This window comes from Pseudomonas sp. BN414 (genome assembly GCF_029871275.1).
GTDB lineage: Bacteria > Pseudomonadota > Gammaproteobacteria > Pseudomonadales > Pseudomonadaceae > Metapseudomonas > Metapseudomonas resinovorans_C.
On the sequence record NZ_SSOL01000040.1, the window covers coordinates 251,291 to 272,905 of the forward strand.

Here is a 21,615-nt window from a genome sequence, read left to right on the forward strand (position 1 = left end):
GGATGTCGAACAAGAGCAAACCCACGCTGCACGACGTCGCCCAATTGGCCGGGGTGTCCGGGATGACGGTGTCGCGGGCGCTGAGCAAACCGGACATGGTTTCCGAGCGGACCCGGCAGAAGGTCGAGCAGGCGGTGCGCGAACTGGGTTACGTGCCCAACCTGGCGGCCAGCCAGTTGGTGACACGGCGCAGCGGCATCATCGGTGCGCTGATCACCACCATCACCAATCCCATCCTCGCGGCCACCATCGAAATCCTCCAACAAGGGCTGGCGCGAGCCGGTTACCACCTGCTGATCGGTGAAACCCGCTTCTCCCAGGAAGAGGAAGGCAAGCTGCTGCGCGCTTTTCTCGGACGCCAGCTGGACGGGCTGATCCTCGCCTATGGCTACCACGCCCCCGAAACACTGGAACTGTTGCAATCCACGGATATCCCCCTGATCGAACTCTGGGACCTGCCGGAAGGCGACGTGCCGCGTACGCCCGTGGGGCAGGTCGTGGGCTTCTCCAACTGGGCAGCGGGTGCGGCGGCTGGGCGCCATCTGGTGGAGTGCGGATACCGCAAGCCGGCATTCTTCGGCTACGACGACGAGCGTGAGAATCTGCGCTTCGCCGGCTTTCGTCAGGCAGTGCAGGATGGACTCGGAATCGAACCCTTGCGCCTGAATACGTCGCCCGTACCGCATATCGATGACGGCGTGGACGTGATCCAGCGCTTCGCCCGCGGCGAGATCGAATGCGATGGCGCCTTCTTCACCAACGACATGCCCGCCATCGGCGCGCTCTTCACCTGTCAGCGCCTGGGTATCCGAGTGCCGGACGAACTCGGCATCTGCGGCTTCGGTGACCTGCCCATCGCCCGGGTGGCCACACCGTCACTTACCAGCGTGCGAATCCCCGCCGAGCAGGTAGCCAATGCCACGGTGGAGCTGCTCTGCCAGCGCATCGCGGGTGAAGAAAAGTGGGAGGCACTGGTGGATGTAGGCAGCGAACTGGTGGCGCGGGAGTCGACCGCGCTGCAGCGTTAACTCGGTGCAGGATCGCTCTTATGTGGGGGCGAATTTATTCGCTGAGGGCGGCGCAGCTGCCCCGCAAGTCTCAAGGGCGAACCTGCGGTCCGCTCAGCGATTGAAATCGCCCCCACAGGGAATCAGCGCAGCAACCACTGCGCAAACGCCCTGACCTTGGCATCCCGGCAACCCTCCGGCACCACCAGGTAATAGTCGCCGCAGAGCAAGGGTTCCGGACTGGCGATCACCAGCCGACCCGCTTCCACTTCCGGGGCCACGAAATAACGAGGCAGCACGGTGATGCCCAGGCTGTGCACGGCAGCGTCGAGGACGAACTGGAAGTGCTCCAGACGCTGGCCGGGCAGGGCGTCGATCTCCTTCGCTGAGAGACCGGCGCTTTGCAGCCAGAGCTGAGTCGACGATTTGCCCTGATCCGCGAGGGCGCTGTGGTGGAGCAGGGGATAACGCAGGATGTCGCGCCGTTCATTTACCGGTCCATGGCGTTCCAGCAGTTCCGGGGTGCAGACGGCGACCATTTCGCCGCCCATCAGCAGCTGGGCTTCGAATCCCGGCCAGCTGCCGTCACCGAAAAGAATGGCCAGGTCGAAGCCTTCCAGTTGCTCATAGAGACGGTGCAGGTCATTCATCACCTGCAGTTCGATCTCGGGATGCAACTGCCCATAAGCCTTCAGCTTCGGCAGCAGCCAGCGAGTGGTGAGGGAGGGTTCCGCGCCGATCCGCAGGCGACCGGAGCGATTGGCACTGACGCGCTGGGTCGCGGCTTCCATCTGGTCCAGCAACGGGCTGATCTCTTCCACGTAGCGACGTCCGTCTTCGGTCAGCAGCAGGCGCTGGCGAACTTTCTCCACCAGGGGACGGCCGAGCATTTCTTCGAGGTTCTTGATCTGTCGGCTCACGGCGCCTTGGGTCAGGCTGAGTTCCTCTGCCGCACGGGTGACACTCATGTGCCGGGCGAAGGCGGCGAAGCAGGTGAGGGAAATCATGCTGGGCAGAAGTCGGCGCATGGAAGTTCATTACGAAATGGAATGAGTGGTGGGAGGATAAATCGATATCCCACGGCCAACAAGCGGACCTAGTCTGCCTGCCTCGACAACCACCTAGCCTGCGGGAGCACCGATGAACACTACAGAACAACAACTGCGAACCGACCTTGCCGCCGCCTACCGCCTGCTGGACCTGAATGGCTGGAGCGACCAGGTCTTCACCCACATCTCGGTGCGCCTGCCGGGGGACGATCCGGCTTTCCTGATCAACCAGTACGGCTTGCGTCCGGAGGAGATCTGCGCCTCCAACCTCGTAGCGATCGATGTCGACGGCAACAAACTCGATGCCCATTCACCGGAAGTGAATCCAGCCGGTTTCACCATTCACAGCGCCGTGCACATGAACCGCCACGACGCCGTTTGCGTGATGCACACCCACACCATGGCCGGCATGGCGGTGGCGGCACTGGAGGAAGGCCTGCTGCCACTGAACCAGACCAACATGACCTTCTACGATCGGGTCGCCTACTACGACTACGAGGGCGTGCCGCTGGACCTGGAAGTCCGCGGCCGTATCGTCGCCGCGCTGGGGACCAGCAAGGCCCTGATCCTGCGCAACCATGGCCTGCTCACGGTGGGTCGCAGCGTCGCCGAGGCCTACTTCCTCATGTACTACCTGAACCAGGCCTGCGAGATTCAGCTGGAAGCGATGAAGACGGGCCGGCCGCTGATCATCCCCGATCACGACGCCTGCGAGTTCACCGCGCGCCAATTGAACAACGACCGCTACCACCTGGAAAGCGTCGACCTGGTCTGGCAGGCGGAACTGCGCCGACTGGATCGGATCGATTCGTCGTTCCGTAAGTGACAGGGGCTGTGCTCCTTGTGGGGGCGAATTTATTCGCTGAGCGGACCGAAGGTTCGCCCTTGGAGGGGTGCAGCTGCGCTGCCCTTAGCGATTGAAATCGCCCCCACAGGGTTTGGAGTTCGCCGGATGGTATCGTGCATCCGGCGCGAGTCACCCCTCTCCTTTGGGAGAGGGGCCGGGGGTGAGGGAGCTAGCCGGGTGGCTCCGACTCCCAGGTGTCGCTTAGATTCGCGAGCAAGATCGCTCCTACAGTACGTGCCCCCACAGGGTTTCGAGTTTGCCGGATGGCATGGTGTATCCGGCGCGAGTCACCCCTCTCCACTTCAGGGAGAGGGGCCGGGGGAGAGGGGGGGTAGCAGGCCAACTCCAACTCCCAGATTCGCGAGCAGAGCTCGCTCCTACAGTCCGTATCCCCAACGAAAAAGCCCGGATCAGGTCCGGGCTTTTTCGTATCAGGCCGGCGCGGTCGCCGTTCGGGGTGTCGCTTCCCTGGCCTTGCGTTCCGCCAGGTACTGCAACAGCAGCCGTGCGCAGAGCACCAGCAGGGTCACCCCGATCAGCAGCACGGAGATGGCCGCCACGCTCGGGTCGACGTTATCCCGCAGTCCGCCCCAGATGCGGCGGGGCAGGGTGTTGACGTCGACGCTGGTGATGAACAGGGTCACCGCCACTTCCTCCCAGGACAGCGCGAAGCTGAGCAGCGCGGTGGAGGCGATGCCGAGCTTGAGGTTCGGCATCACCACCAGGAAGGTGGTCTGCATCAGGCTGGCGCCGAGGTTGCGCGAGGCCAGTTCGATGCGGCGATCGATCTGGCTCAGGGCGACCAGCATGGTCACCACACCGTAGGGCACCACCATCACCACGTGGGCGATGATCACGCCGGGAATGGTGTCGTAGCCGAAGCCAGGAGCAATGCGTCCGAGGTTGGTCTCCATGAAGTACAGGACCAGCGCCGAGATCACCGGCGGAATCGCCATGGGCAGCAGTACCAGACCGATCAGCACGGTGGCCAGGCGCGAGCGCAGGTACCAGATGCCGAGGCTGAAACTGACCGCCAGGGCGGTGGCGATCAGGCTGGTGGCGAAGGCGATGCCCAGGCTCTGGAGGATGCTCGCCATCCACTCCGGGTTGCCCAGCAGGGCTTCGTAGTGGCGCAGCGACCAGTTGCCGTTGGGCATCGACAGGTAGCGCTTGCTGGTGAACGACACCGGGATGACCGTCAACAGCGGGAACAGCATGAAGGCCATGGCCACGGTGGCGAGCAGGCGGGTGGAGAGGCCCGTTTTATGTGTATTCATGATTGACCTCAGCCCACCAGGCGGTTGACACGGGTGATGCGCAGCAGCAGCCAGATCAGGGCGCTGACCAGGGCCAGCAGCACCACGCTGAGTGCGGCTCCGAGACCCCAGTTACTGGTCTGGAACATCTGCAGGAAGACGTACTCGGCGATCATCACCGTCTGGCCACCGCCCAGCAGCACCGGCGTGATGAAGAAGCCCAGGCAGAACACGAAGACCATGATGAAAGCGCCCAGCAGGCCCGGTACGGTCTGCGGCAGCAACACCTGCCAGAAGGTGCGCAAGGCACCAGCACCGAGGCCGCGGGAGGCCAGCAGTACGCGCTGGTCGAGCTGGCGCATGCTGGAAAGCAGCGGGAACAGGGCGTACGGCACCATGAAGTGGAGCATGCCGATGACCACGCCGGTCTCATTACGGGTCAGCTGCAACGGCGAGTCGATGAGGCCGAGGCCCATCAGACCACCGTTCAGCACGCCGTTGCTGCGCAGGGCGATCAGCCAGCCGAAGGCCCGTACCAGCACCGAAATCCAGAACGGGATGAAGATGCAGATCTCCACCATGCGTTGCCAGAACGGCGGGCTGAATACCCAGCAGTAGGCCAGCAGGTAGCCGATGACCAGCGCCAGGGTGCTGACGGTCAGGCACAGGCGCAGGGTGCGCCAGAGCATGTCGTGGATCGCGGGATCGGTCGCGATGCGCTGGTACTGCTCGATGCCGGGCTCCGGCAGGGTGAAGCTCCAGCCCACTACGCCGAGGAACGGCAGCAGGTAGAAGACCACCAGCAACAGGGGCAGAGGAATCAGCAGCAGGCTGCGCTCCAGGTTGGCGGAGTGGGTTGTGCTCATGCGCGGCGGCTCACTTGGAAAGGTGGGTCAGGTACTGTTCCAGGGTGGTGGCGTAGTTGTCGGCGTACCACTCGGTGTTGAGGAAGATCTGCTTCTTGAAGTTCTCCTCGGACGCGCAATCCGCCTCGCGCTGTTCCGCACTCATGAGCTTCTGCGTGGCGCCGTTTGACGGGCCGTTCCCCAGCAGTTCGAACAACTTGAGCTGGCCTTCCGGTTGCAGCGCGTGCTGGATGAATTGCATGGCTGCCGGGCTGCCGGCCGGGTTGTCGGAAAGCACCGCCCAGCTGCTGGCGTTGAGGAATGCATTGTCATAGCCCCAGCGGATGCGGTCTTCGCTGTCTTCGGCGAGCAGCTTGGCGCGGGTGCTCCAGATGGCGCCCATCGAGACTTCGCCTTCGATCATCAACTGCTGGCTTTCCGCGCCGGAACTCCAGAACGACAGGACGTGGGGCTTGAGTTCGTCGATCTTGCGCAGGGCGCGCGGGACGTCCAGCGGGTAGAGCTGCTCGGCGGGTACGCCGTCGGCCAGCAGCGCGGCTTCCAACATGCCGTTCATCCACTTGTAGAGGGTGCGCTTGCCGGGGAATTTCTCGACGTTCCAGAAATCGGCCCAGCTGGTCGGGCCCTGGTCACCGAATTGCTCGCTGTCCCAGGCCATCACGTAGCTGAACAGGTAGCCGGCGATGCCGTGGTCGTGGGACAGGCCCGGGGCCACCTGGCCACGCTGGATGACGCTGTAGTCCAGCGGCTGGAGGATCTTGTCGCGGCCGAGGGTCATGGCGCTGTAGCTGTCCACGTCGACGACGTCCCAGCTCGGTTTGCCACTGGCCAGCTGCGAGCGGATGGCGCCTTCGGTCGGGCCGGCACCGTCGATGCGAACCTGGATGCCGGTGCTCTTGCTGAAGCTGTCGGTCCAGGCGCGGCGGAAGGCGTCCAGGGCATCGCCGCCCCAGTTCACGACCACCAGCGGCTTGCCGTCGGCGGCCCAGCTGATGCCGCTGCGCATGGCGAGCGGCGCGGCGGCCAGCAGGCCCATCGCCTGGATGAAGGTGCGGCGGTTGATCTGCCCGCCACGGGCTTTCTCGATGAGGACTTCGATGCAGTCGCGCTGATGTTCCTGGCTCATGGGCAATTCCTCGCGTGGCCCGCCCTTTGGGGCGCGGCCGATTGTTGTTGTAGGGAAGCGCAGTGGAAAAAGGTGCGTCTCGGTGGTCAGGCGTCGAGCAGGAAGCTGCGCTGTACCGGCCAGCTCAGCCACACCGGTGTGCCGCTGGCCAACTGGGCGCCGGGGTGGTTACCGGGTACCGCCAGGTTGATGGCCGGAGCGTCCTGGCCCAGTTTCAGGGCCAGGTGGGTGCTGGCGCCCTGGTAGACCTTTTCCGTGAGGTGCGCGGCGACGATGTTGTGCCCGCTGAGCTCGGGGCGCTCGGTGTGCAGGTCCATGTGCTCGGGGCGTACGGCCAGCAGCTTCGGTTGATCGCCCAGTGTCTGCGGTGCAGCGGCGTGCAATTGGTTGTCACCGCAGCGGCCGCTTGCGTTGGTGCCGTTACGGGTCAGGTCTGCCAGGGGGAAGAGGTTCATCTTGCCGAGGAATTCTGCGACGAAGCGGCTGTTGGGGCGGTCGTAGATGTCTTCCGGGCTGTCGACCTGGGCCAGGCGGCCCTGGTTGAAGATCGCGATGCGGGTGGAGAGGGCGAGCGCCTCGCCCTGGTCGTGGGTGACGAACACGAAGCTCGTGCCCACCTGGCGGTGGATGCGTTGCAGTTCGGCCTGGAGCTGCTCGCGCAGGTTCTTGTCCAGCGCGGAGAGGGGTTCGTCGAGCAGCAGCAGGTCCGGCTCGAACACCAGCGCGCGGGCGATGGCGACGCGTTGTTGCTGGCCACCGGAGAGCTCGGCCGGCTTCTTCTTCATGTGTGCGCCGAGGCCTACGACTTCGAGGATGTGCCTGACGCGACGTTGGCGTTCTTCTGCCTTCACGCCACGGATGCGCAGCGGGTAAGCGACGTTGTCTTCTACCGACATGTGGGGGAACAGCGCGTAGCCCTGGAACACCATGCCGAAGTTGCGTTTCTCGGCGGGACGGCGACTGATATCTACGCCGTTCTCCATGAGTTGGCCGGCGCTGGCTTCGAGGAAACCCGCGAGGATCATCAGAAGGGTGGTCTTGCCTGAACCCGACGGGCCGAGGAGGGTGAGGAACTCACCCTGGCGGATGTCCAGGTCGATGCCGTCCAGGGCGGTGAAATGTCCGTACTGCTTCCTGATCCCCTGGGCGCTGAGCTGGATGGCCTGACTGCTTGGCACGCTGGTTACTCCCCTTGTTGTGCTGGGACTCGCAAATGGGTCCCGGATTGGGCGTTTTGGCCATTATTGTCAAAGGCAGCGCTACATCAATGGAATTATTTCGCCCTTAATGTTTAGTTTTTTTGGACATTTAAGATCCCGAAATTGCCCGTCTCCCGTAGGAGCGAGCTTGCTCGTGAAAGAGGCCAGCACCAACGCTTCGCGAGCAAGCTCGCTCCTACAAGAGCAGGTTCAGCGATGCTCGTGCCAGATCTGTGTAGAGGCTTGCAGCTGCGTCTTCACCCAGTTGCTGAAGGCCTGCACGGCCGGGCGTTCGGCCTTCTGCGGGTCTGCCACCAGGTAATAGCCGCGATGGGAGTCGATGGCGATTTCGAATGGACGCACCAGCAGGCCACGAGCCAGGGCGTCGCCGCTGATCAGGTTGTCGCCCATGCCGACGCCCTGAGCGGCAATGCACGCGGACTGCGCGCAGTGGGCATCGGAGAAGACGATGCCGGTGCCGGCATCCACGCTGGAAGCACCTGCGGCGGCAAGCCAGACCCTCCAGTCGCTGTAGTCGCTCATGTGCAGCAGGGGGAATTCGGCCAGTTCCTGTGGGTTCTTGAGGCCGCCCAGGGCGTTGATCAGGCGCGGACTGCACACCGGGAAGAAGCGCAGGGCGACGATCTGCTCCACCGACATGTCGGGCCAGTCACCAATGCCGTAGGCGATGAAGAGGTCGACGTTGGGATTGCTGACGTGATCCGGTGTGCGCGGCGAAATCAGTTGCAACTGGACCTGCGGGTACTGGCGCAGGAAGCCGCCGATGTGATGGCACAGCCAGTAGGTGGCGAAGCCGGGATTGCAGCTGACGCAGAGGCGTCCGGAGATTTCCTGGTCATCCAGGCGCCGGCTGGCTTCCTCCAGGTTGGAAAGGATGCGGTGGACCTCGCGGGCATAGCGTTCGCCGCGGTAGGTGAGGCCGATGCCGCGGCCGATGCGTTCGGTCAGGGTGAAGCCAAGACTCTCTTCCAGGCTGCTGATCTGGTGGCTGATGGCGCTACGGGTCAGGTTCAGCTCATGGGCGGCGGCGGACACGCTGCCCAGACGGGCGACGGCGTCCAGGGCACGCAGGGCGGTCATCGAGGGGAAGCGCATGGCAGCTCCGGAATACTGGTGTGAGGTGAAAATATCTAAACATTAGTGGCGAAATAAATCGATTGTTGTATCGCTCCACTCAACAATACTAGGGCCAGCCCACCGCTGGCCCTGCACGGACGGGCCCGGTCACACCATCAAGGAACCTCCTTCATGCACGAGCCCAAGCAATTCGCCCTGGAATGGGTGGCGCAGCAGCACAAGACCCTGTCGGACTGGCACCAGGTCATCTGGCATTACGCGGAACCGGCATTCCGCGAGTACAAGTCCTGCGCCTGGTACGTCGAGTTGCTGCGCAAGGAAGGCTTCGAGGTGGAAGAGGGCAGCGGTGGCATGCCCACGGCGTTCTGCGCCACCTTCAAGAACGGTGAAGGCCCGGTGGTAGCGACCTATGGCGAGTACGACGCGGTGCCCGGCAACTGCCAGGCTGCGGCGACCCGCAAGATGCCGCGTGATGGTCTGTCGCGCTTTGCGCCCGGCCATACCGACCCTCACTCGGCGCTGGGCATCAGCGCCCTCGGTGGCCTGCTGGCGGCCAAGGCGGCGATGCTGGAGCACGGTATCCAGGGCACCCTGAAGTTCTTCGGCGAGCCGGCGGAAAAGCTGCGCGCTTCCAAGCCGGTGCATGCCGCCAAGGGTTACTACGACGATATCGATGCGGCCATCAGCTTCCACCCCACCTACATGCTGCCGCTGAACAACACCACCACCTGGGATACCCATTGCGGTATCGCCTATGCCTACATCTACACCTTCACCTGCGATGAGCCGCAGAATTGGATCGCCTCGGACAAGTACAGCCCGATCCCGCAGAACCACTTGGCGGCCCGCGCACCGGGCGCCAACGATGCGCTGGTGCACTTCTACACCCTGAACGAAAGCCTGCGCCGTTCCACGCTGCCGTTCACCGGCCTGTGGAGCTACAACGAGGCCATCCTCACCGCTGGCCAGGCGACTGCGGACAACCTGCCGCCGCACATTTCGCAGATCCAGTACCTGCTGCGCTGCGATTCCATCGAGCAGGCCGAGACCATTGCCCAGGTGATGGACAACAACGCTGCCGCCACCGCGCTGGCCACCGGTTGCCAGTGGAAGAAGACCTGGGTGTGCAAGTCCCGTGGCGGCTTGCCCAACCATGTGATGGCCCAGGCTACCTACGACAACCTGGCGCTGGTCGGCGCTCCGCGTTGGGGTAATGAAGCGATCGAGATCGCCCAGGAAATCCAGGCCAACCTCGGTCTGCAACCGATGGAAAAACCCTTCCTGCCGGCCACCGAAGAACTGATCGAGCCGCAGGAGTGCGAGCGCCAGATGCGCCTGCAGATGCCGGCCTGGCAGAAGCACCTGACCTCCGACGACTACCCGGAATACACCTGGCATTGCCCGACCGTGCGCCTGCTGGTGGCGCGGCCGATGCTCTCGGCGCCGGCTGGCTACACCTATCCCGATTGGGTGGCCAACGCCCTGGGCGGCATCCGCCAGACCATCGACCCGATGATCCAGGTGGCGGCCAAGACCATCGCCGCGACCCTGGTGGACCTGCTGACTCGCCCGGACCTGCTGGCTGCCGCACGCGCCGAGTTCGTCGAGCGCACCGGTGGCGGCATCGGCGGCAGTCGCTGGCAGGCACCCCTGCTGCCGAAGGATTTCCAGGCGCCGCACCGCTATCGCTGGCCGGAGTACATCCGCACCGTGCGCGGTGAAGAGTGGTGGATTCCCGCCCGCGACGACGAATGAAACGGCGGCGCGCCTGCGAACCGGGCGCGCCCGCACCACGATTCCAACGATTCAAGACTGATTCTGCCAAGACGGGTGGAAAGCCCGCGCGCATTCCGAAGAAGGTGTCACTGCCATGGGTAACCCCACCGATTACCGCTCCAGCAACGTTCCAGGCCCGACCGGCGCCGCCGACCTGGTGCTGACCAACGGCCGCATCTACACCGTGGACGAGGCCAATCCCTGGGCTGAAGCCGTGGCTGTTGGAGGCGGGCGCTTCGTCGCGGTGGGGGCAACCTCCGACATGGCCAGCCTCATTGGTCCGCGCACTCAGGTGCTGGACCTCAAGGGCCGCTTTGCCATGCCGGGCCTCTATGACATGCACACCCACCCGGACCTGAAGCTGGCGCCCGGCTATGCGGGCTATCTGGAAGTCGGCGTGGAAGACCCGACCCCGGAGCAGGTGCGCCAGTCCATCCTCGACTACGCAGCGGCCCACCCCGGTGATGGTTGGGTGTACGGCCAGTACTTCGTGCGCTACACCTTCCGCCAAGCCGGCCTGGTGCCTGATCGCCATTGGCTGGACAGCGTCCTGCCCGATCGTCCGGTGGCCATCCTCGACCGTTCCTGGGGCTGCATGATGGTCAACTCCCGAGCCCTGGAGCTGGCCGGTATCGATGCCGACACCATGGACCCGCGCCATGGCTACATCGAGCGCGACAGCGTCACCGGCGAACCCACCGGCATCCTGGTCGACGGCGCCTACGCACTGATGCATGCCGCCATGCCGCCCACGCCGCAACACGCGCTGAAGCGCGCCTACCGCGAGGGCGTGTGGTTCCAGAGCGGCCATGGCGTGGTGGGCACCAAGTTCGTCCATGTCTGCGAGCATCGCCTGAACGCACTGAAAACCATCGACCAGGCCGGTGAGCTGTCGGTCCGGGTCGAGGCCGCCATCAGCTGGCAGGACGACATCTTCCCGGTGAAACGCCGCTGGGAGCTGCTGGCAGGAGAGCGTCACTACTACCGCAGCGCCCGACTCAACGCCAACGCGGTTAAGTTCCACTTCGACGGCACCCACGAATCCCGTTCGTCCTACCTGTCCAGCGCCTGGCCGGGGGATGCCAGCTGGCGCGGTCACCTCAACCTGACCCCGGAACACATCACCGACATGGTGGTGGACATGGACCGCAGGGGCATCCGCGTGATCGCCCACTGCACCGGCGACGGCGCCTCCGACCTGTTCCTCGATGCCGTGGCCGAAGCGCGTCGGCGCAACGGCTACAGCGGAGTACGCCACCAGTGCGCCCACAGCACCACGCTGCTGGATGCCAACCTGCCGCGCTTCGCCGAGCTCAATGTCACCGCCGAGTTCTCGCCGGTGGGCTGGTTCCCGTCCTCCTTCGCCAACGCCCGCGCGGTGTTCGGCGAAGACCGCATGCAGCGCGCCTACAACTTCAAGGGCGTCCTGGAGCACGGCGGCGTGGCGGTAATGGGTACCGACTGGCCGGTGTCCAGCATCAACCCGTGGATCGGCTTCGAGGCCATGGTCACCCGCGAGAACCCCTATGGAGAGGAAGAGGGCCGGTTCTACGGCAACCCCATCAGCCTGGAACAGGCCATGCGCGTGATGACTATCAACGGCGCCTGGTGCATGGGTATCGAAGACAAGGCCGGTTCGATCGAGGTGGGCAAGTCCGCCGACCTGATCGTGCTCGACCGCAACCTCTTCGACGTGGAACCCAAGGGCAACATCCATAACACCCAGGTGCAGCTGACCCTGCTGGAGGGCGAGGTAACCTGGGACCGCCATGGCGAATTCGACGACACCAGCCATGTCGCCACCTGGCGCTTCGAGCTGCCGAACTTCTGATGTAAACGGCCAGGAGACAAGCCCTTGAGCAGACTCGCCCCCATTCCCGTCACCCTGGTTTCGGGCTTTCTCGGCGCCGGCAAGACCACCTTGCTGAACCGCATCCTCAACAGCGACCACGGCCTGCGCATGGCGGTGATGGTCAATGACTTCGGTGCGATCAACATCGACAGCGAACTGATCGTCAGCCAGACCCAGACGACGGTGAGCCTGGCCAATGGCTGCATCTGCTGCACCGTCGAAAGCGACCTGATCGAGCAGTTGGGGCGACTCCTGGACGACCGCAGCAATCGCCCCGAGTACATCGTGATCGAGGCGAGCGGCGTGTCGAACCCGAGCAAGATCGCCAACACCCTGCGTTATCCGCAATTCCGCGATGCGCTCGCCATCGACAGCATCCTGACGGTGGTGGATGCCGAGCAGTTCGAGTCCCTGGAGGGCGAGATGGCGCAGCTGGCAATGGAACAGCTGGATGTGGCCGACATCATCGTCCTGAACAAGGTGGATCGGGTCAGCCGCGACCAGCTCGACACGCTCAAGGCCCGGTGGCTGTATCCCAGCGCGCGGATACTGGAAAGCGAGTATGGCGAGGTCCCGCTGGAGCTGGTGCTGGGAGTAGGGCGCTTCAAGGCGGGGTGGAGCTTCCGTCCTGCTGCCGCAACGGCGGCTCCGGCAGTGGCGAGCGTGAAGGAGGAGGATCACTCGGCGATCTTCGAGACCTGGAGTTTCGCCAGTGAGCGGCCAATGTCGCTAAAAGCCTTGCGCCAGGCACTGGCTGCCTTGCCAGCGGAGATATTCCGCGCCAAGGGCATCTGCCAGATAGCCGAAGCGCCGGGCAAGCGTTGCATCCTGCATCTCGTGGGAAGCCGCAGCGAGATTCTGCCGGAGGCTGGTTGGGAAGGCCGCGAACCCTTCACCCAGCTGGTGTTCATCGGTAAGCGCGGGACCATCGACGCTGCGCAGATGCAGGCGACTTTCGAAGCTTGCGTGGCCTGAGGCTTTGTTGTGGGGGCGAATTCATTCGCCTTCGTAGGATGGGTCGGGCGGCGTTCCGCGACCGGAGCGATACCCATGCGGACAAGGCTGATGGGTATCGCAAGCTCCACCCATCCTACGTCGCTGAACTCATGCGCAATCTGACTGTAGGGGCGAATTCATTCGCCAAGGGCGGCGAAGCTGCCCCATGCAGGTCCGACGGGCAGATCTTCGATCTGCTTGGCGAATGAATTCGCCCCTACAAGAACCAACCTGAAACGATCTTTTCTAGTCCCCCAAAAGAAGAAGGCGCCACATGTGGCGCCTTCTGCCTTTCGAGGAACTGCATACATCGTGATTGCCTGCCTCTGAACGGTGCTCCGATATCAGCTGATGCGGCTGGCACCAGTGCGGTCGGCGCCACCTTCGGCAACATCGAAGCCTTTAGTGCGGTCGGAACCACCTTCGGCAACATCGAAGCCTTTGGTGCGGTCGGAACCACCTTCGGCAACCCGCAGGGACTCGGAACGGTCGGAGCCGTTTTCGGCGATGCGGTTGGCGCCGGTGCGGTCAGCACCGCCTTCGGCGACACGGTTGATGGTGGTGCGGTCGGAACCCCCTTCAGCGACAACGGCACCCTGGGGCAGGGCAAAAGCAGTGGCGGACAGGCTGGCGATGAACAGGCTGGCGAGGATTTGCTTTTTCATTTTGGGCACCTTGGTGAGGGGGTGGTGTTCGTCTGTGGGGCCCATGTTACTGATGTGATTTCGATGAAGAAGTGATCCTCGATGATGGTTGCCATCGATGTCAGTGATAGTTATTTAAGTTAAATAAAAACAAAGCGTTAGCGCATTCATTGGGATGTTATTGCCTTTGCTGGAAAGACCTTTTCTGTGGGGCGGAATAATCGATCAAACCGATTTATCTGTTCGATAGAGTCTTCCTAAAGCAATCACCAACCGAAACTCCGGCCTGCGAACTCAACCGCATGTCCCGCTGAAAGTGCCGAACTAGAGCGTCTCGTGCACTGTTCGCGTTTTGCAAACACTGTTGTCGCCCGGCTTGGAATTGTTGCCGGCAGGCACCCCTCGTAACGTTCACTCACCACTACAACAAACGGTGAATGAGATGAGCACTGCCGCGTTCCATACCGTCTTCGGCTCGCTCGACGACCATCGCATGGGGTCGATCGAGATCATCCAGGGCGAAGCCCGCCACTACGCGTTCTCCAATATCTTCGACGTCGCCAGCCGTTCCGCCCCCTACGAAAAGGTGGTGGTAGGGCTGAACCTCGGCTACGTCATCGAAACCCTGCGCGCCGAGGGCACCTCGCCCTGGTACACCGCCGCCCACGATGAGTTCGCCATCTCCGTGGACAGCGAGGTGCGGGTGGATTTCCTCAAGCTCGACGAACCCCTGGCGGATGGTGAAGGCACGCACCTGGCCGGCGAGCAGCCCAAGGGGCGCCCGATGGGTTATGTGCTGCTCAAGCGCGGTCACCAGGCCCTGCTGCCGGCGGGCTGCGCCTACCGCTTCGAAAGTGCGCGCCCTGGTGTGCTGCTGTTGCAGACCATCAAGGGACCGCTGTCGGTGGAGAAGTGGGCAGACATCTGCCTGAAGTGACCGCCTGACCCACAACCAGAACAAAAGGACATCCACCATGGCCATGCTCGAAACCCTCGACACTTCCGCCAGCTTCGCCGCCGATGAGGTCGAAGCCAGCCTGCCCGATGCCGTCACCGGCTACCGCACTTTCAAGCTGGGTGCCTTCACCCTGTCCCGCGACGAGTATTTCGCGCGCATCCAGTGGCCGGCCAAGGGTCAGCAGCGCTCGCACCTGATACCCGCCGACGCCTTCCTGCGCGCCACCATGCGCGACGTGGCCTGGGGCTTCTTCTATGGCTGGGTGAACTTCGATGAAGTCATCGGCACCCGCAACCACTACGGCAAGGTCGACCTTTACGCCGGCACCTTCAACGGCGTGCTGCGCGAGGCAGGTGTCGACTACACCGAGCAGTTCGAGACGCCGAAGATCATGGCCACCTTCAAGGCCATCCTGCGCGACTGGACCAACGCTGGCTTCGACCCCTTCGCCGCACCGGAAGAAACCGGTAGCGCCTTCGGCCGCAAGAACGGCGACAACATCGAAGCCATCGAGCGCTTCCGTGTCGCCACCCGCCGCATGCCGGGCCTGCCGGACGACTCGCCGCTGCGCAACGACCTGCCGGTGAACCGCCAGTTCGCCGACGTCGCCCAGGATGAGCCAGAGATCCATGCCGCCGAAGGTTTCGAAGGCGAGCTGCATGCCTTCAACCTCTACAAATACCTGTCCCGCTCCGACGTGACCTGGAACCCCTCGGTCAGTTCGGTGTGCAAGGCCAGCCTGTTCTGCCCGACCACTGAGGAATTCATCCTCCCGGTGTTCCATGGCAACGACCGCGTGGAGTGGTTCCTGCAGCTCTCCGACGAAATCATCTGGGACGTGGCCGACAAGGACGATGGCGCCCCGCGTGCGCGCATCACCATGCGCCCCGGTGACATCTGCGCCATGCCTGCCGACATCCGCCACCAGGGCTACTCCACCAAGCGCTCCATGCTGCTGGTGTGGGAGAACGCCACGCCGAACCTGCCGCAGCGCTACGAAAGCGGCGAGCTGCCGCCGTATCCCGTGGAGTTCTGATGCCCAGCGCCCCTCTCCCTCTGGGAGAGGGGACGATTTCATGCCATTCACAGGCGTCGCGCTCCGTTGCGGCGCCCGGGGAGCTTTACCCATGCAAAACCAACTCTTCATCGATGGCCGCTTCGTACCGGCCCAGAAGGGCGGGACGATCGAAGTCCTGTCGCCCCATGACGGCTCGCTGATCACCCATATCGCCGCCGCCGAAGCCGAGGACGTGGACCTGGCCGTCGCTGCCGCGAAGCGTGCCTTTCCGGCCTGGGCCGCACTGTCGAGCGCCGAGCGCGGCCGCCTGCTGCTGAAGCTGGCGGACAAGATCGAGGAGCACCTCGAGGAGCTGGCCCAACTGGAATCTCTGGACACCGGCCACCCGATCCGTGATTCCCGCAGCCTGGATGTGCCGCGCACGGCCGCCTGCTTCCGCTACTTCGGTGGCATGGCCGACAAGATCGAAGGTGCGGTGATCCCGGTGGAAACCGGCTTCCTCAATTATGTGCAGCGCAAGCCCATTGGCGTGGTCGGGCAGATCGTGCCGTGGAACTTCCCGCTGATGTTCACCAGTTGGAAAATGGGCCCGGCCCTGGCCGCGGGCAACACGGTGGTCATCAAGCCGTCGGAGATCACCCCATTGTCCACCCTGCGCATCGCCGAGCTGATGAAGGAAGTCGGTTTTCCCGATGGCGTGGTCAACGTCGTGCCGGGTTACGGTCACACAGCCGGCCAACGCCTGGCCGAGCACGAGGACGTGGGCAAGATCGCCTTCACCGGCTCGACCGCTACCGGCCGGCGGATCGTCGAAGCCTCCCAGGGCAATCTCAAGCGCGTGCAACTGGAGCTGGGCGGGAAGGGCGCCAATATCGTCTTCGACGACGCCAACCTGGAGGCAGCCGTGAACGGCGCCGCCTGGGCGATCTTCCATAATCAGGGGCAGGCCTGCATTGCCGGCTCGCGGCTGATCCTCCATGAACGCATTGCCGACGAATTCCTCGAGCGTTTCATCGGCCTGGCTCGCTCCATCCGCCTGGGCAGCCCGCTGGACCCGAACACCGAGATGGGGCCGCTGACTTCTGCCCAGCACCGCGACCGCGTACTGGACTATGTGGACATCGCCCGCGCCCAGGGTGGCCGCATTCTCACTGGCGGCAAGGTGCCCAACGATCCGGCGTTCGCCGACGGCTACTACATCGAGCCCACCGTGGTCGAAGCCCAACCGGACCACCGTGTGGCCCAGGAAGAAGTGTTCGGTCCCTTCGTCACCGTGCTGCGTTTCTCTTCGGATGAAGAAGCCCTGGCAATCGCCAACGGCACCCAGTACGGGCTCGGCAGCGGCCTCTGGACCCGCGACCTGCAACGCGCTCACCGGATGGCGGCGAACATCCATGCCGGGATGTGCTGGATCAACTGCTACAAGCGCGTCAGTCCGGGTAGCCCCTTCGGCGGTTTGGGCCAGTCCGGCTATGGCCGCGAGATGGGCTTCGAGGCGATCCACGACTACACCGAAGCTCGTTCGGTGTGGGTCAACGTGGACGCGAAGATTCCGCCCCATTTCAAACGTTGAGGTTGAGCATGAATCCTTTCATCTACCAAGGCCTGGCCTCTCGCGTGGTGTTCGGCTGGGGCAAGCTGGAAACCCTGGCCGAGGAACTGGACAAGCTTGGTGCTCGTCGTGCGTTGATCCTCACCACTCCGGAGCAGCGTCACCTCGGCGAGCGAGTGGCGGCGATACTCGGAGAGCGTTCCGCCGGCGTCTATCCGCAGGCGGTGATGCATGTGCCGGTGGAAGTGGCCCGTGCCGCGCGTGAAGAGGCGTCCCGGCTTGGCGCCGACTGCTGCGTCGCCATCGGCGGTGGTTCCACCATCGGTCTGGGCAAGGCCATCGCCCTGGAATCCGGCCTGCCGATCCTGGCAGTGCCGACGACCTATGCCGGCTCCGAGATGACCCCCATCTACGGCCTCACCGAGAACCGCCTGAAGAAGACCGGGCGCGATTTTCGCGTGCTGCCGAAGACGGTGGTCTATGACCCGCAGTTGACCCTGACCCTGCCAGCGGCGATCTCCGCGTGCTCGGGCATGAACGCCATGGCCCATGCAGTGGAAACGCTTTACGCCCAGGACGCCAACCCCATCATCACCCTGATGGCGGAAGAGTCGATTCGCGCCCTGGCCGAGTCGCTGCCTGGTGTGGTCGCCAACCCCGAAGACGCCGAAGCGCGCAGCCGGGCGCTCTACGGTGCCTGGCTGGCCGGCATCTGCCTGGGCTCGGTGGGCATGGCCATTCACCACAAGCTCTGCCACACCCTGGGCGGGACCTTCAACCTGCCGCACGCGCAGGTCCACTCGGTGGTGCTGCCCCATGCCGCGCATTACAACCGCAAGGCTGCCGCCGAACCGCTGCGCCGCGCCGCCCGTGCCCTGGGGGGCAAGGAGGCGGAAGAAGTGGGGCCGCTCCTGTTCGCGCTCAACCAGAAGCTGGGCATTCCGGCTTCCCTGGCCGAGATCGGACTGCCCGAGGAAGGACCGGCGGAAGCCGCCGCGATCGCCTGCGCCAGCCCCTACTACAACCCGCGCCCGTTCGAACGGGACGCCATCGAAGCCATGCTGCTTCGCGCCTGGCAGGGCCTTCCTCCCGCATGAAGTACTACTCCCCTCTCCCTTCAGGGAGAGGGGCCGGGGGAGAGGGTGCTCCCACGCCACTCGCCGTAACCGACCCACGGGAACACAAGATGAACAACATCCCGACTAACGAATCGAAGATTTCCGCACAGGCGGTTGCCGCCTTCGCCAATACGCCCAACCCGCGTCTGCGCCAGCTGGTGCAGGGGCTGGTGCGCCACCTCCATGCCTTCGCCAGCGAAGTGGAACTGACCGAGGAAGAGTGGCTGGAAGGCATCCGCTTCCTCACCGACACCGGTAAGAAGTGCGATGGCACCGTGCGCCAGGAATTCATCCTGCTCTCGGATGTGATCGGCCTGTCCATGCTGGTGGATGCCATCAACCATCGCGCCAGCGAAGCCGTCACCGAAACCACGGTGTTCGGGCCTTTCTACATCGCCGGTATGCCCGAACGCAGCCCTGGCGAAAACATGGCATTCACCCCGGGCGAGCCCGCCCTGGTGCTGGGCAGGGTGCTGGATGCCACCGGCGAGCCCATCGCCAACGCCGTGCTGGATGTCTGGCAGACCGCGGAGAACGGCATGTACTCCGGGCAGGACCCGGACCAGCCGCTGGCCAACCTGCGAGGTCGCTACCGCACGGACGCCGAAGGCCGCTTCGCGATCAGGACCATCGTCCCGGTGAGCTACCCCATTCCCACCGATGGCCCGGTGGGACGCCTGCTCCAGGCCAGCGACCGCCACCCGTGGCGTCCGGCGCACCTGCATTTCATGGTCATGGCCGAGGGGCGGCGCACCCTGGTCACCCACCTGTTCAACCACGATGACCCCTACCTGGAGTCGGATGTGGTGTTCGGTGTGAAGGACTCTCTCAAGGTGGTCTACGAGCCCTGTCAGGGCGACCATCCGCTGGCGGCAGCGCATGGCATCGACGGCGCGTTCCGCCTGGCCAGTTACGACTTCGTGCTTGAGCGCGCAACGTCATGAGCCAGTATTTCGCCGTCTTCGCCACTGACAAGCCTGGCCAAATGGCCTTGCGTAACCAGGTGCGCCCGGCCCATCGCGAGCACCTGCGCAATCCCTATCCACACCGGGTGGTGGTGCGCCTCGGTGGCCCGACACTGGACAGCGGCAACGGCCGCATGAACGGTACGCTGCTGGTGGTGGAAGCCATGAGCCTGGGCGAGGTCCAGGCTTTTCTCGGTGATGATCCCTACGTGCGCGCAGGGTTGTTCGAGCACATCGAGGTCCGCCCCTGGAACTGGGGCCTGGGCAACCCGGAGCTGCGCGGATGAAGCTGCTTTGCGCGCTGGAGGCCATCGTCGACGGCGGCGCCCTGGCGCTGGAGGCCACGCTGCAGGGTAGGGCGCTGCCGCTGGTACTGGTCCGTCGTGGCGAAGAAGTCTGGGGATACCACAACCGCTGCCCACACTTCTCGGTGCCGCTGGACTTCCGCCCTGGCGAGTTCTCCACCTACCGCAGCCAGGTACTGATGTGCGCCCACCACAGCGCCTTGTTCCGCTTCGAGGACGGCCACTGCATCGAAGGTCCCTGTGCCGGCAGTCGGCTGCAAGCGGTGCCGGTGCGGGTGGTGCAGGGGAGGGTGGAGCTTTTGTAGGTGGATATCCTCCAGGAGGATTGCTTTCTGTAGGGGCGAATTCATTCGCCAAGCGGACTGAAGGTTCGCCGTTACAGGAACGAGCCAGAGTCGGCCCCGGAGTTTGAGCGCGTTGGGCTTCGCTGCGCTCTGCGCCAACCTACGGGGCAGCTTCGCTGCCCTTGGCGAATGAATTCGCCCCTACAGGTATTCGAGGGGCGACGATGCTTCGGTGCCGCTCTCTTTTGTGGGGGCGATTTCAATCGCTATGCGGACCGAAGGTTCGCCCCTGCAGGGACGTGCTAGAGCCGAACTTGGCACGGACGGCTCCCTCTCCCCCTCGGAGAGGGTTGGGGTGAGGGAAGGTGCGGCGAGCCCGGTATTTTGGGCGTGTTGGGCTTCGCTGCGCTCAACGCCAACCTACGGGGCAGCTGCGCAGCCCTCAGCGAATGAATTCGCCCCCACAAGGATTCGCAAGACAACCGCGCCTTAACAAATGCCAATGCCCAAATCCGCTAAACCTGTGATAACGGCCCCTCGTTCCTCACAGGCGGTTAGCGATGAACCTGTTCGAAGACATGCGGGTATTCGTGGTCGTGGTCGAGACCGGTGGCTTCTCGGCGGCGGCGCAACGGCTGAACATCGTCAAGTCGGTGGTCAGTCGGCGCATGAGTGCGCTGGAGCGGCACCTGGAGTGCCGGCTGTTCAATCGCACCACGCGACGCCTCAGCCTGACCGAAACCGGACTGGACTATTTCGAGCGCGCCCAGCGAATCCTGCGTGACCTGGCCGAAGCCGAGGAAGCGACCCGCAGCCTGCAGAGCGAGTTGCGCGGACGCTTGCGTCTAGCCGCACCCATGTCCTTCGGGTTGAAACACCTCTCGCCGGCACTCAACGAATTCATGCGCACCCATCCCGGCCTAGATGTGGAACTGGACCTCAACGACCGCTATGTGGACCTGGTCAACGAGGGTTATGACCTCACCCTGCGCATCGGCCGCCTGCCGGACTCCACCCTGGTGGCCCGTGAATTGGGCCCCTGTCCTCACGCGGTTTGCGCCAGTCCCGAATACCTGGCGGCCCATGGCACCCCGGAGGTCCCCGATGACCTGCGCGAGCATCAGTGCCTGGGTTACAAGAACCGTGCGAACAGCAGCCAGTGGCAGTTCCTCATGGGCCGCGAGTGGCGTTCGGTGGTGGTGCGGCCGCGGCTGATCGCCAACAACGGCGAAGTGCTGGTGCAGGCGGCGATGGATGGCCTGGGGCTGGTTTCGCTGCCGCGCTTCCTGCTGAATGAGGGCCTCGCCAGCGGCCGGCTGGTAGAAGTGCTTCAGGACTTCCCGCTGCCCAGCTCGCAAATCTATGCGGTCTGCCCGCCTGGTCGCCGCTTGCCGGCCAAGGTACGAGCCTTGATCGACTTCCTGGTGCAGCGATTCGCCGTCCACTCGTAGGTTGGGTCAAGCGCAGCGCGGCCCAACGAGGGGGCAGGGATGTTGGGCTTCGCATCGCTCAGCCACAACCTACGGTCCGCGCCTTGACGCGATCCTGTTAATGAAACCGTCCGACATCGATTTCCTGATGCAGCGATTCGCCACCCATTCGTAGGTTGGGCCAAGCGCAGCGCGGCCCAACGAGCGGGCGGGGATGTTGGGCTTCGCATCGCTCAGCCACAACCTACGGTCCGCGCCTTGACGCGATC

20 protein-coding genes are annotated in these 21,615 nt (G+C 64.1%); 13 read left to right on the forward strand and 7 right to left on the reverse strand.

The features are described from left to right. Nucleotides 1-2 precede the first annotated feature (2 nt). Entirely contained in the window at nucleotides 3-1,028 is a 1,026-nt protein-coding gene (locus E8E95_RS07545; protein WP_280349256.1) for a LacI family DNA-binding transcriptional regulator, read from the forward strand. 122 nt (nucleotides 1,029-1,150) lie between these two features. Here E8E95_RS07545 and E8E95_RS07550 read toward each other — a convergent pair whose 3' ends face one another. After that, complete coding sequence (locus E8E95_RS07550; protein WP_280349257.1) at nucleotides 1,151-2,035, reverse strand: LysR substrate-binding domain-containing protein; 885 nt, start codon at nucleotides 2,033-2,035, stop codon at nucleotides 1,151-1,153. A gap of 112 nt (nucleotides 2,036-2,147) precedes the next feature. Between E8E95_RS07550 and E8E95_RS07555 the strand changes: the two genes are divergently transcribed. Next, a complete protein-coding gene (locus E8E95_RS07555) occupies nucleotides 2,148-2,882 on the forward strand; it encodes a class II aldolase/adducin family protein (RefSeq protein WP_280349258.1) in 735 nt (244 codons plus the stop codon). 452 nt (nucleotides 2,883-3,334) lie between these two features. Here the strand turns inward: E8E95_RS07555 and E8E95_RS07560 are convergent, their stop codons facing one another. The 5 genes from E8E95_RS07560 to E8E95_RS07580 all read right to left on the reverse strand — a co-directional run bounded on the left by E8E95_RS07560 (nucleotide 3,335) and on the right by E8E95_RS07580 (nucleotide 8,466). Beyond that, nucleotides 3,335-4,180 carry an ABC transporter permease gene (locus tag E8E95_RS07560; RefSeq protein WP_280349259.1) on the reverse strand — a complete coding sequence of 282 codons (846 nt, stop codon included), beginning with the start codon at nucleotides 4,178-4,180 and terminating at the stop codon, nucleotides 3,335-3,337. 8 nt (nucleotides 4,181-4,188) lie between these two features. Beyond that, entirely contained in the window at nucleotides 4,189-5,025 is an 837-nt protein-coding gene (locus tag E8E95_RS07565; protein WP_044874530.1) for an ABC transporter permease, read from the reverse strand. Nucleotides 5,026-5,035: 10 nt separating this feature from the next. Next, nucleotides 5,036-6,151: an ABC transporter substrate-binding protein gene (locus E8E95_RS07570; RefSeq protein WP_280349260.1), complete on the reverse strand. Its 1,116-nt coding sequence runs from the start codon at nucleotides 6,149-6,151 to the stop codon at nucleotides 5,036-5,038. Nucleotides 6,152-6,237: 86 nt separating this feature from the next. Then, the gene (locus tag E8E95_RS07575; protein ID WP_280349261.1) at nucleotides 6,238-7,329 is read right to left on the reverse strand and encodes an ABC transporter ATP-binding protein; all 1,092 of its coding nucleotides are present in this window, start codon (nucleotides 7,327-7,329) and stop codon (nucleotides 6,238-6,240) included. A gap of 231 nt (nucleotides 7,330-7,560) precedes the next feature. Beyond that, nucleotides 7,561-8,466 carry a LysR substrate-binding domain-containing protein gene (locus E8E95_RS07580; protein WP_280349262.1) on the reverse strand — a complete coding sequence of 302 codons (906 nt, stop codon included), beginning with the start codon at nucleotides 8,464-8,466 and terminating at the stop codon, nucleotides 7,561-7,563. A 153-nt stretch (nucleotides 8,467-8,619) separates the two neighbouring features. Between E8E95_RS07580 and E8E95_RS07585 the strand changes: the two genes are divergently transcribed. The 3 genes from E8E95_RS07585 to E8E95_RS07595 all read left to right on the forward strand — a co-directional run bounded on the left by E8E95_RS07585 (nucleotide 8,620) and on the right by E8E95_RS07595 (nucleotide 13,051). Further along, a complete protein-coding gene (locus E8E95_RS07585) occupies nucleotides 8,620-10,203 on the forward strand; it encodes an amidohydrolase (protein ID WP_280349263.1) in 1,584 nt (527 codons plus the stop codon). Between the two features lie 115 nt (nucleotides 10,204-10,318). Then, nucleotides 10,319-12,055 (forward strand): amidohydrolase, encoded by a 1,737-nt coding sequence (locus E8E95_RS07590; protein ID WP_280349264.1) that lies wholly within the window; start codon nucleotides 10,319-10,321, stop codon nucleotides 12,053-12,055. A gap of 24 nt (nucleotides 12,056-12,079) precedes the next feature. Beyond that, the gene (locus E8E95_RS07595) at nucleotides 12,080-13,051 is read left to right on the forward strand and encodes a GTP-binding protein (RefSeq protein ID WP_280349265.1); all 972 of its coding nucleotides are present in this window, start codon (nucleotides 12,080-12,082) and stop codon (nucleotides 13,049-13,051) included. 365 nt (nucleotides 13,052-13,416) lie between these two features. Here the strand turns inward: E8E95_RS07595 and E8E95_RS07600 are convergent, their stop codons facing one another. Next, nucleotides 13,417-13,737: a hypothetical protein gene (locus E8E95_RS07600; protein ID WP_280349266.1), complete on the reverse strand. Its 321-nt coding sequence runs from the start codon at nucleotides 13,735-13,737 to the stop codon at nucleotides 13,417-13,419. A 421-nt stretch (nucleotides 13,738-14,158) separates the two neighbouring features. Here E8E95_RS07600 and E8E95_RS07605 point away from each other — a divergent pair, with 421 nt between their 5' ends. The 8 genes from E8E95_RS07605 (at nucleotide 14,159) to E8E95_RS07640 (ending at nucleotide 21,367) form a co-directional block, all read left to right on the forward strand. Next, nucleotides 14,159-14,653, forward strand: coding sequence for a hydroxyquinol 1,2-dioxygenase (locus tag E8E95_RS07605; RefSeq protein WP_280349267.1), 495 nt, complete (start codon nucleotides 14,159-14,161; stop codon nucleotides 14,651-14,653). A gap of 37 nt (nucleotides 14,654-14,690) precedes the next feature. Further along, nucleotides 14,691-15,710 carry a hydroxyquinol 1,2-dioxygenase gene (locus tag E8E95_RS07610; RefSeq protein ID WP_280349268.1) on the forward strand — a complete coding sequence of 340 codons (1,020 nt, stop codon included), beginning with the start codon at nucleotides 14,691-14,693 and terminating at the stop codon, nucleotides 15,708-15,710. A gap of 91 nt (nucleotides 15,711-15,801) precedes the next feature. Further along, a complete protein-coding gene (locus E8E95_RS07615; RefSeq protein WP_280349269.1) occupies nucleotides 15,802-17,265 on the forward strand; it encodes an aldehyde dehydrogenase family protein in 1,464 nt (487 codons plus the stop codon). A gap of 8 nt (nucleotides 17,266-17,273) precedes the next feature. Continuing rightward, entirely contained in the window at nucleotides 17,274-18,341 is a 1,068-nt protein-coding gene (locus tag E8E95_RS07620; RefSeq protein ID WP_280349270.1) for a maleylacetate reductase, read from the forward strand. Between the two features lie 89 nt (nucleotides 18,342-18,430). Beyond that, nucleotides 18,431-19,306: an intradiol ring-cleavage dioxygenase gene (locus E8E95_RS07625; RefSeq protein WP_280349271.1), complete on the forward strand. Its 876-nt coding sequence runs from the start codon at nucleotides 18,431-18,433 to the stop codon at nucleotides 19,304-19,306. Next, nucleotides 19,303-19,614 (forward strand): YciI family protein, encoded by a 312-nt coding sequence (locus E8E95_RS07630; RefSeq protein WP_280349272.1) that lies wholly within the window; start codon nucleotides 19,303-19,305, stop codon nucleotides 19,612-19,614. The genes E8E95_RS07625 and E8E95_RS07630 overlap by 4 nt, the downstream gene beginning before the upstream one ends. Then, nucleotides 19,611-19,937 carry a Rieske 2Fe-2S domain-containing protein gene (locus tag E8E95_RS07635; protein ID WP_280349273.1) on the forward strand — a complete coding sequence of 109 codons (327 nt, stop codon included), beginning with the start codon at nucleotides 19,611-19,613 and terminating at the stop codon, nucleotides 19,935-19,937. The genes E8E95_RS07630 and E8E95_RS07635 overlap by 4 nt, the downstream gene beginning before the upstream one ends. A gap of 539 nt (nucleotides 19,938-20,476) precedes the next feature. After that, on the forward strand, nucleotides 20,477-21,367 hold the full coding sequence (locus E8E95_RS07640) for a LysR family transcriptional regulator (RefSeq protein ID WP_280349274.1): 891 nt from the start codon (nucleotides 20,477-20,479) through the stop codon (nucleotides 21,365-21,367). Nucleotides 21,368-21,615: the final 248 nt, after the last annotated feature.

Excerpts from the sequence above, each read along its gene's own strand:
- E8E95_RS07580 (WP_280349262.1), bottom strand. The coding sequence starts at position 8,466 with ATGCGCTTCCCCTCGATGACCGCCCTGCGTGCCCTGGACGCCGTCGCC.
- E8E95_RS07615 (WP_280349269.1), top strand. The coding sequence starts at position 15,802 with ATGCAAAACCAACTCTTCATCGATGGCCGCTTCGTACCGGCCCAGAAG.
- E8E95_RS07585 (WP_280349263.1), top strand. The coding sequence starts at position 8,620 with ATGCACGAGCCCAAGCAATTCGCCCTGGAATGGGTGGCGCAGCAGCAC.
- E8E95_RS07625 (WP_280349271.1), top strand. The coding sequence starts at position 18,431 with ATGAACAACATCCCGACTAACGAATCGAAGATTTCCGCACAGGCGGTT.
- E8E95_RS07600 (WP_280349266.1), bottom strand. The coding sequence starts at position 13,737 with ATGAAAAAGCAAATCCTCGCCAGCCTGTTCATCGCCAGCCTGTCCGCC.
- E8E95_RS07635 (WP_280349273.1), top strand. The coding sequence starts at position 19,611 with ATGAAGCTGCTTTGCGCGCTGGAGGCCATCGTCGACGGCGGCGCCCTG.
- E8E95_RS07640 (WP_280349274.1), top strand. The coding sequence starts at position 20,477 with ATGAACCTGTTCGAAGACATGCGGGTATTCGTGGTCGTGGTCGAGACC.
- E8E95_RS07545 (WP_280349256.1), top strand. The coding sequence starts at position 3 with ATGTCGAACAAGAGCAAACCCACGCTGCACGACGTCGCCCAATTGGCC.
- E8E95_RS07550 (WP_280349257.1), bottom strand. The coding sequence starts at position 2,035 with ATGCGCCGACTTCTGCCCAGCATGATTTCCCTCACCTGCTTCGCCGCC.
- E8E95_RS07560 (WP_280349259.1), bottom strand. The coding sequence starts at position 4,180 with ATGAATACACATAAAACGGGCCTCTCCACCCGCCTGCTCGCCACCGTG.
- E8E95_RS07570 (WP_280349260.1), bottom strand. The coding sequence starts at position 6,151 with ATGAGCCAGGAACATCAGCGCGACTGCATCGAAGTCCTCATCGAGAAA.
- E8E95_RS07565 (WP_044874530.1), bottom strand. The coding sequence starts at position 5,025 with ATGAGCACAACCCACTCCGCCAACCTGGAGCGCAGCCTGCTGCTGATT.
- E8E95_RS07630 (WP_280349272.1), top strand. The coding sequence starts at position 19,303 with ATGAGCCAGTATTTCGCCGTCTTCGCCACTGACAAGCCTGGCCAAATG.
- E8E95_RS07555 (WP_280349258.1), top strand. The coding sequence starts at position 2,148 with ATGAACACTACAGAACAACAACTGCGAACCGACCTTGCCGCCGCCTAC.
- E8E95_RS07590 (WP_280349264.1), top strand. The coding sequence starts at position 10,319 with ATGGGTAACCCCACCGATTACCGCTCCAGCAACGTTCCAGGCCCGACC.
- E8E95_RS07610 (WP_280349268.1), top strand. The coding sequence starts at position 14,691 with ATGGCCATGCTCGAAACCCTCGACACTTCCGCCAGCTTCGCCGCCGAT.
- E8E95_RS07605 (WP_280349267.1), top strand. The coding sequence starts at position 14,159 with ATGAGCACTGCCGCGTTCCATACCGTCTTCGGCTCGCTCGACGACCAT.
- E8E95_RS07620 (WP_280349270.1), top strand. The coding sequence starts at position 17,274 with ATGAATCCTTTCATCTACCAAGGCCTGGCCTCTCGCGTGGTGTTCGGC.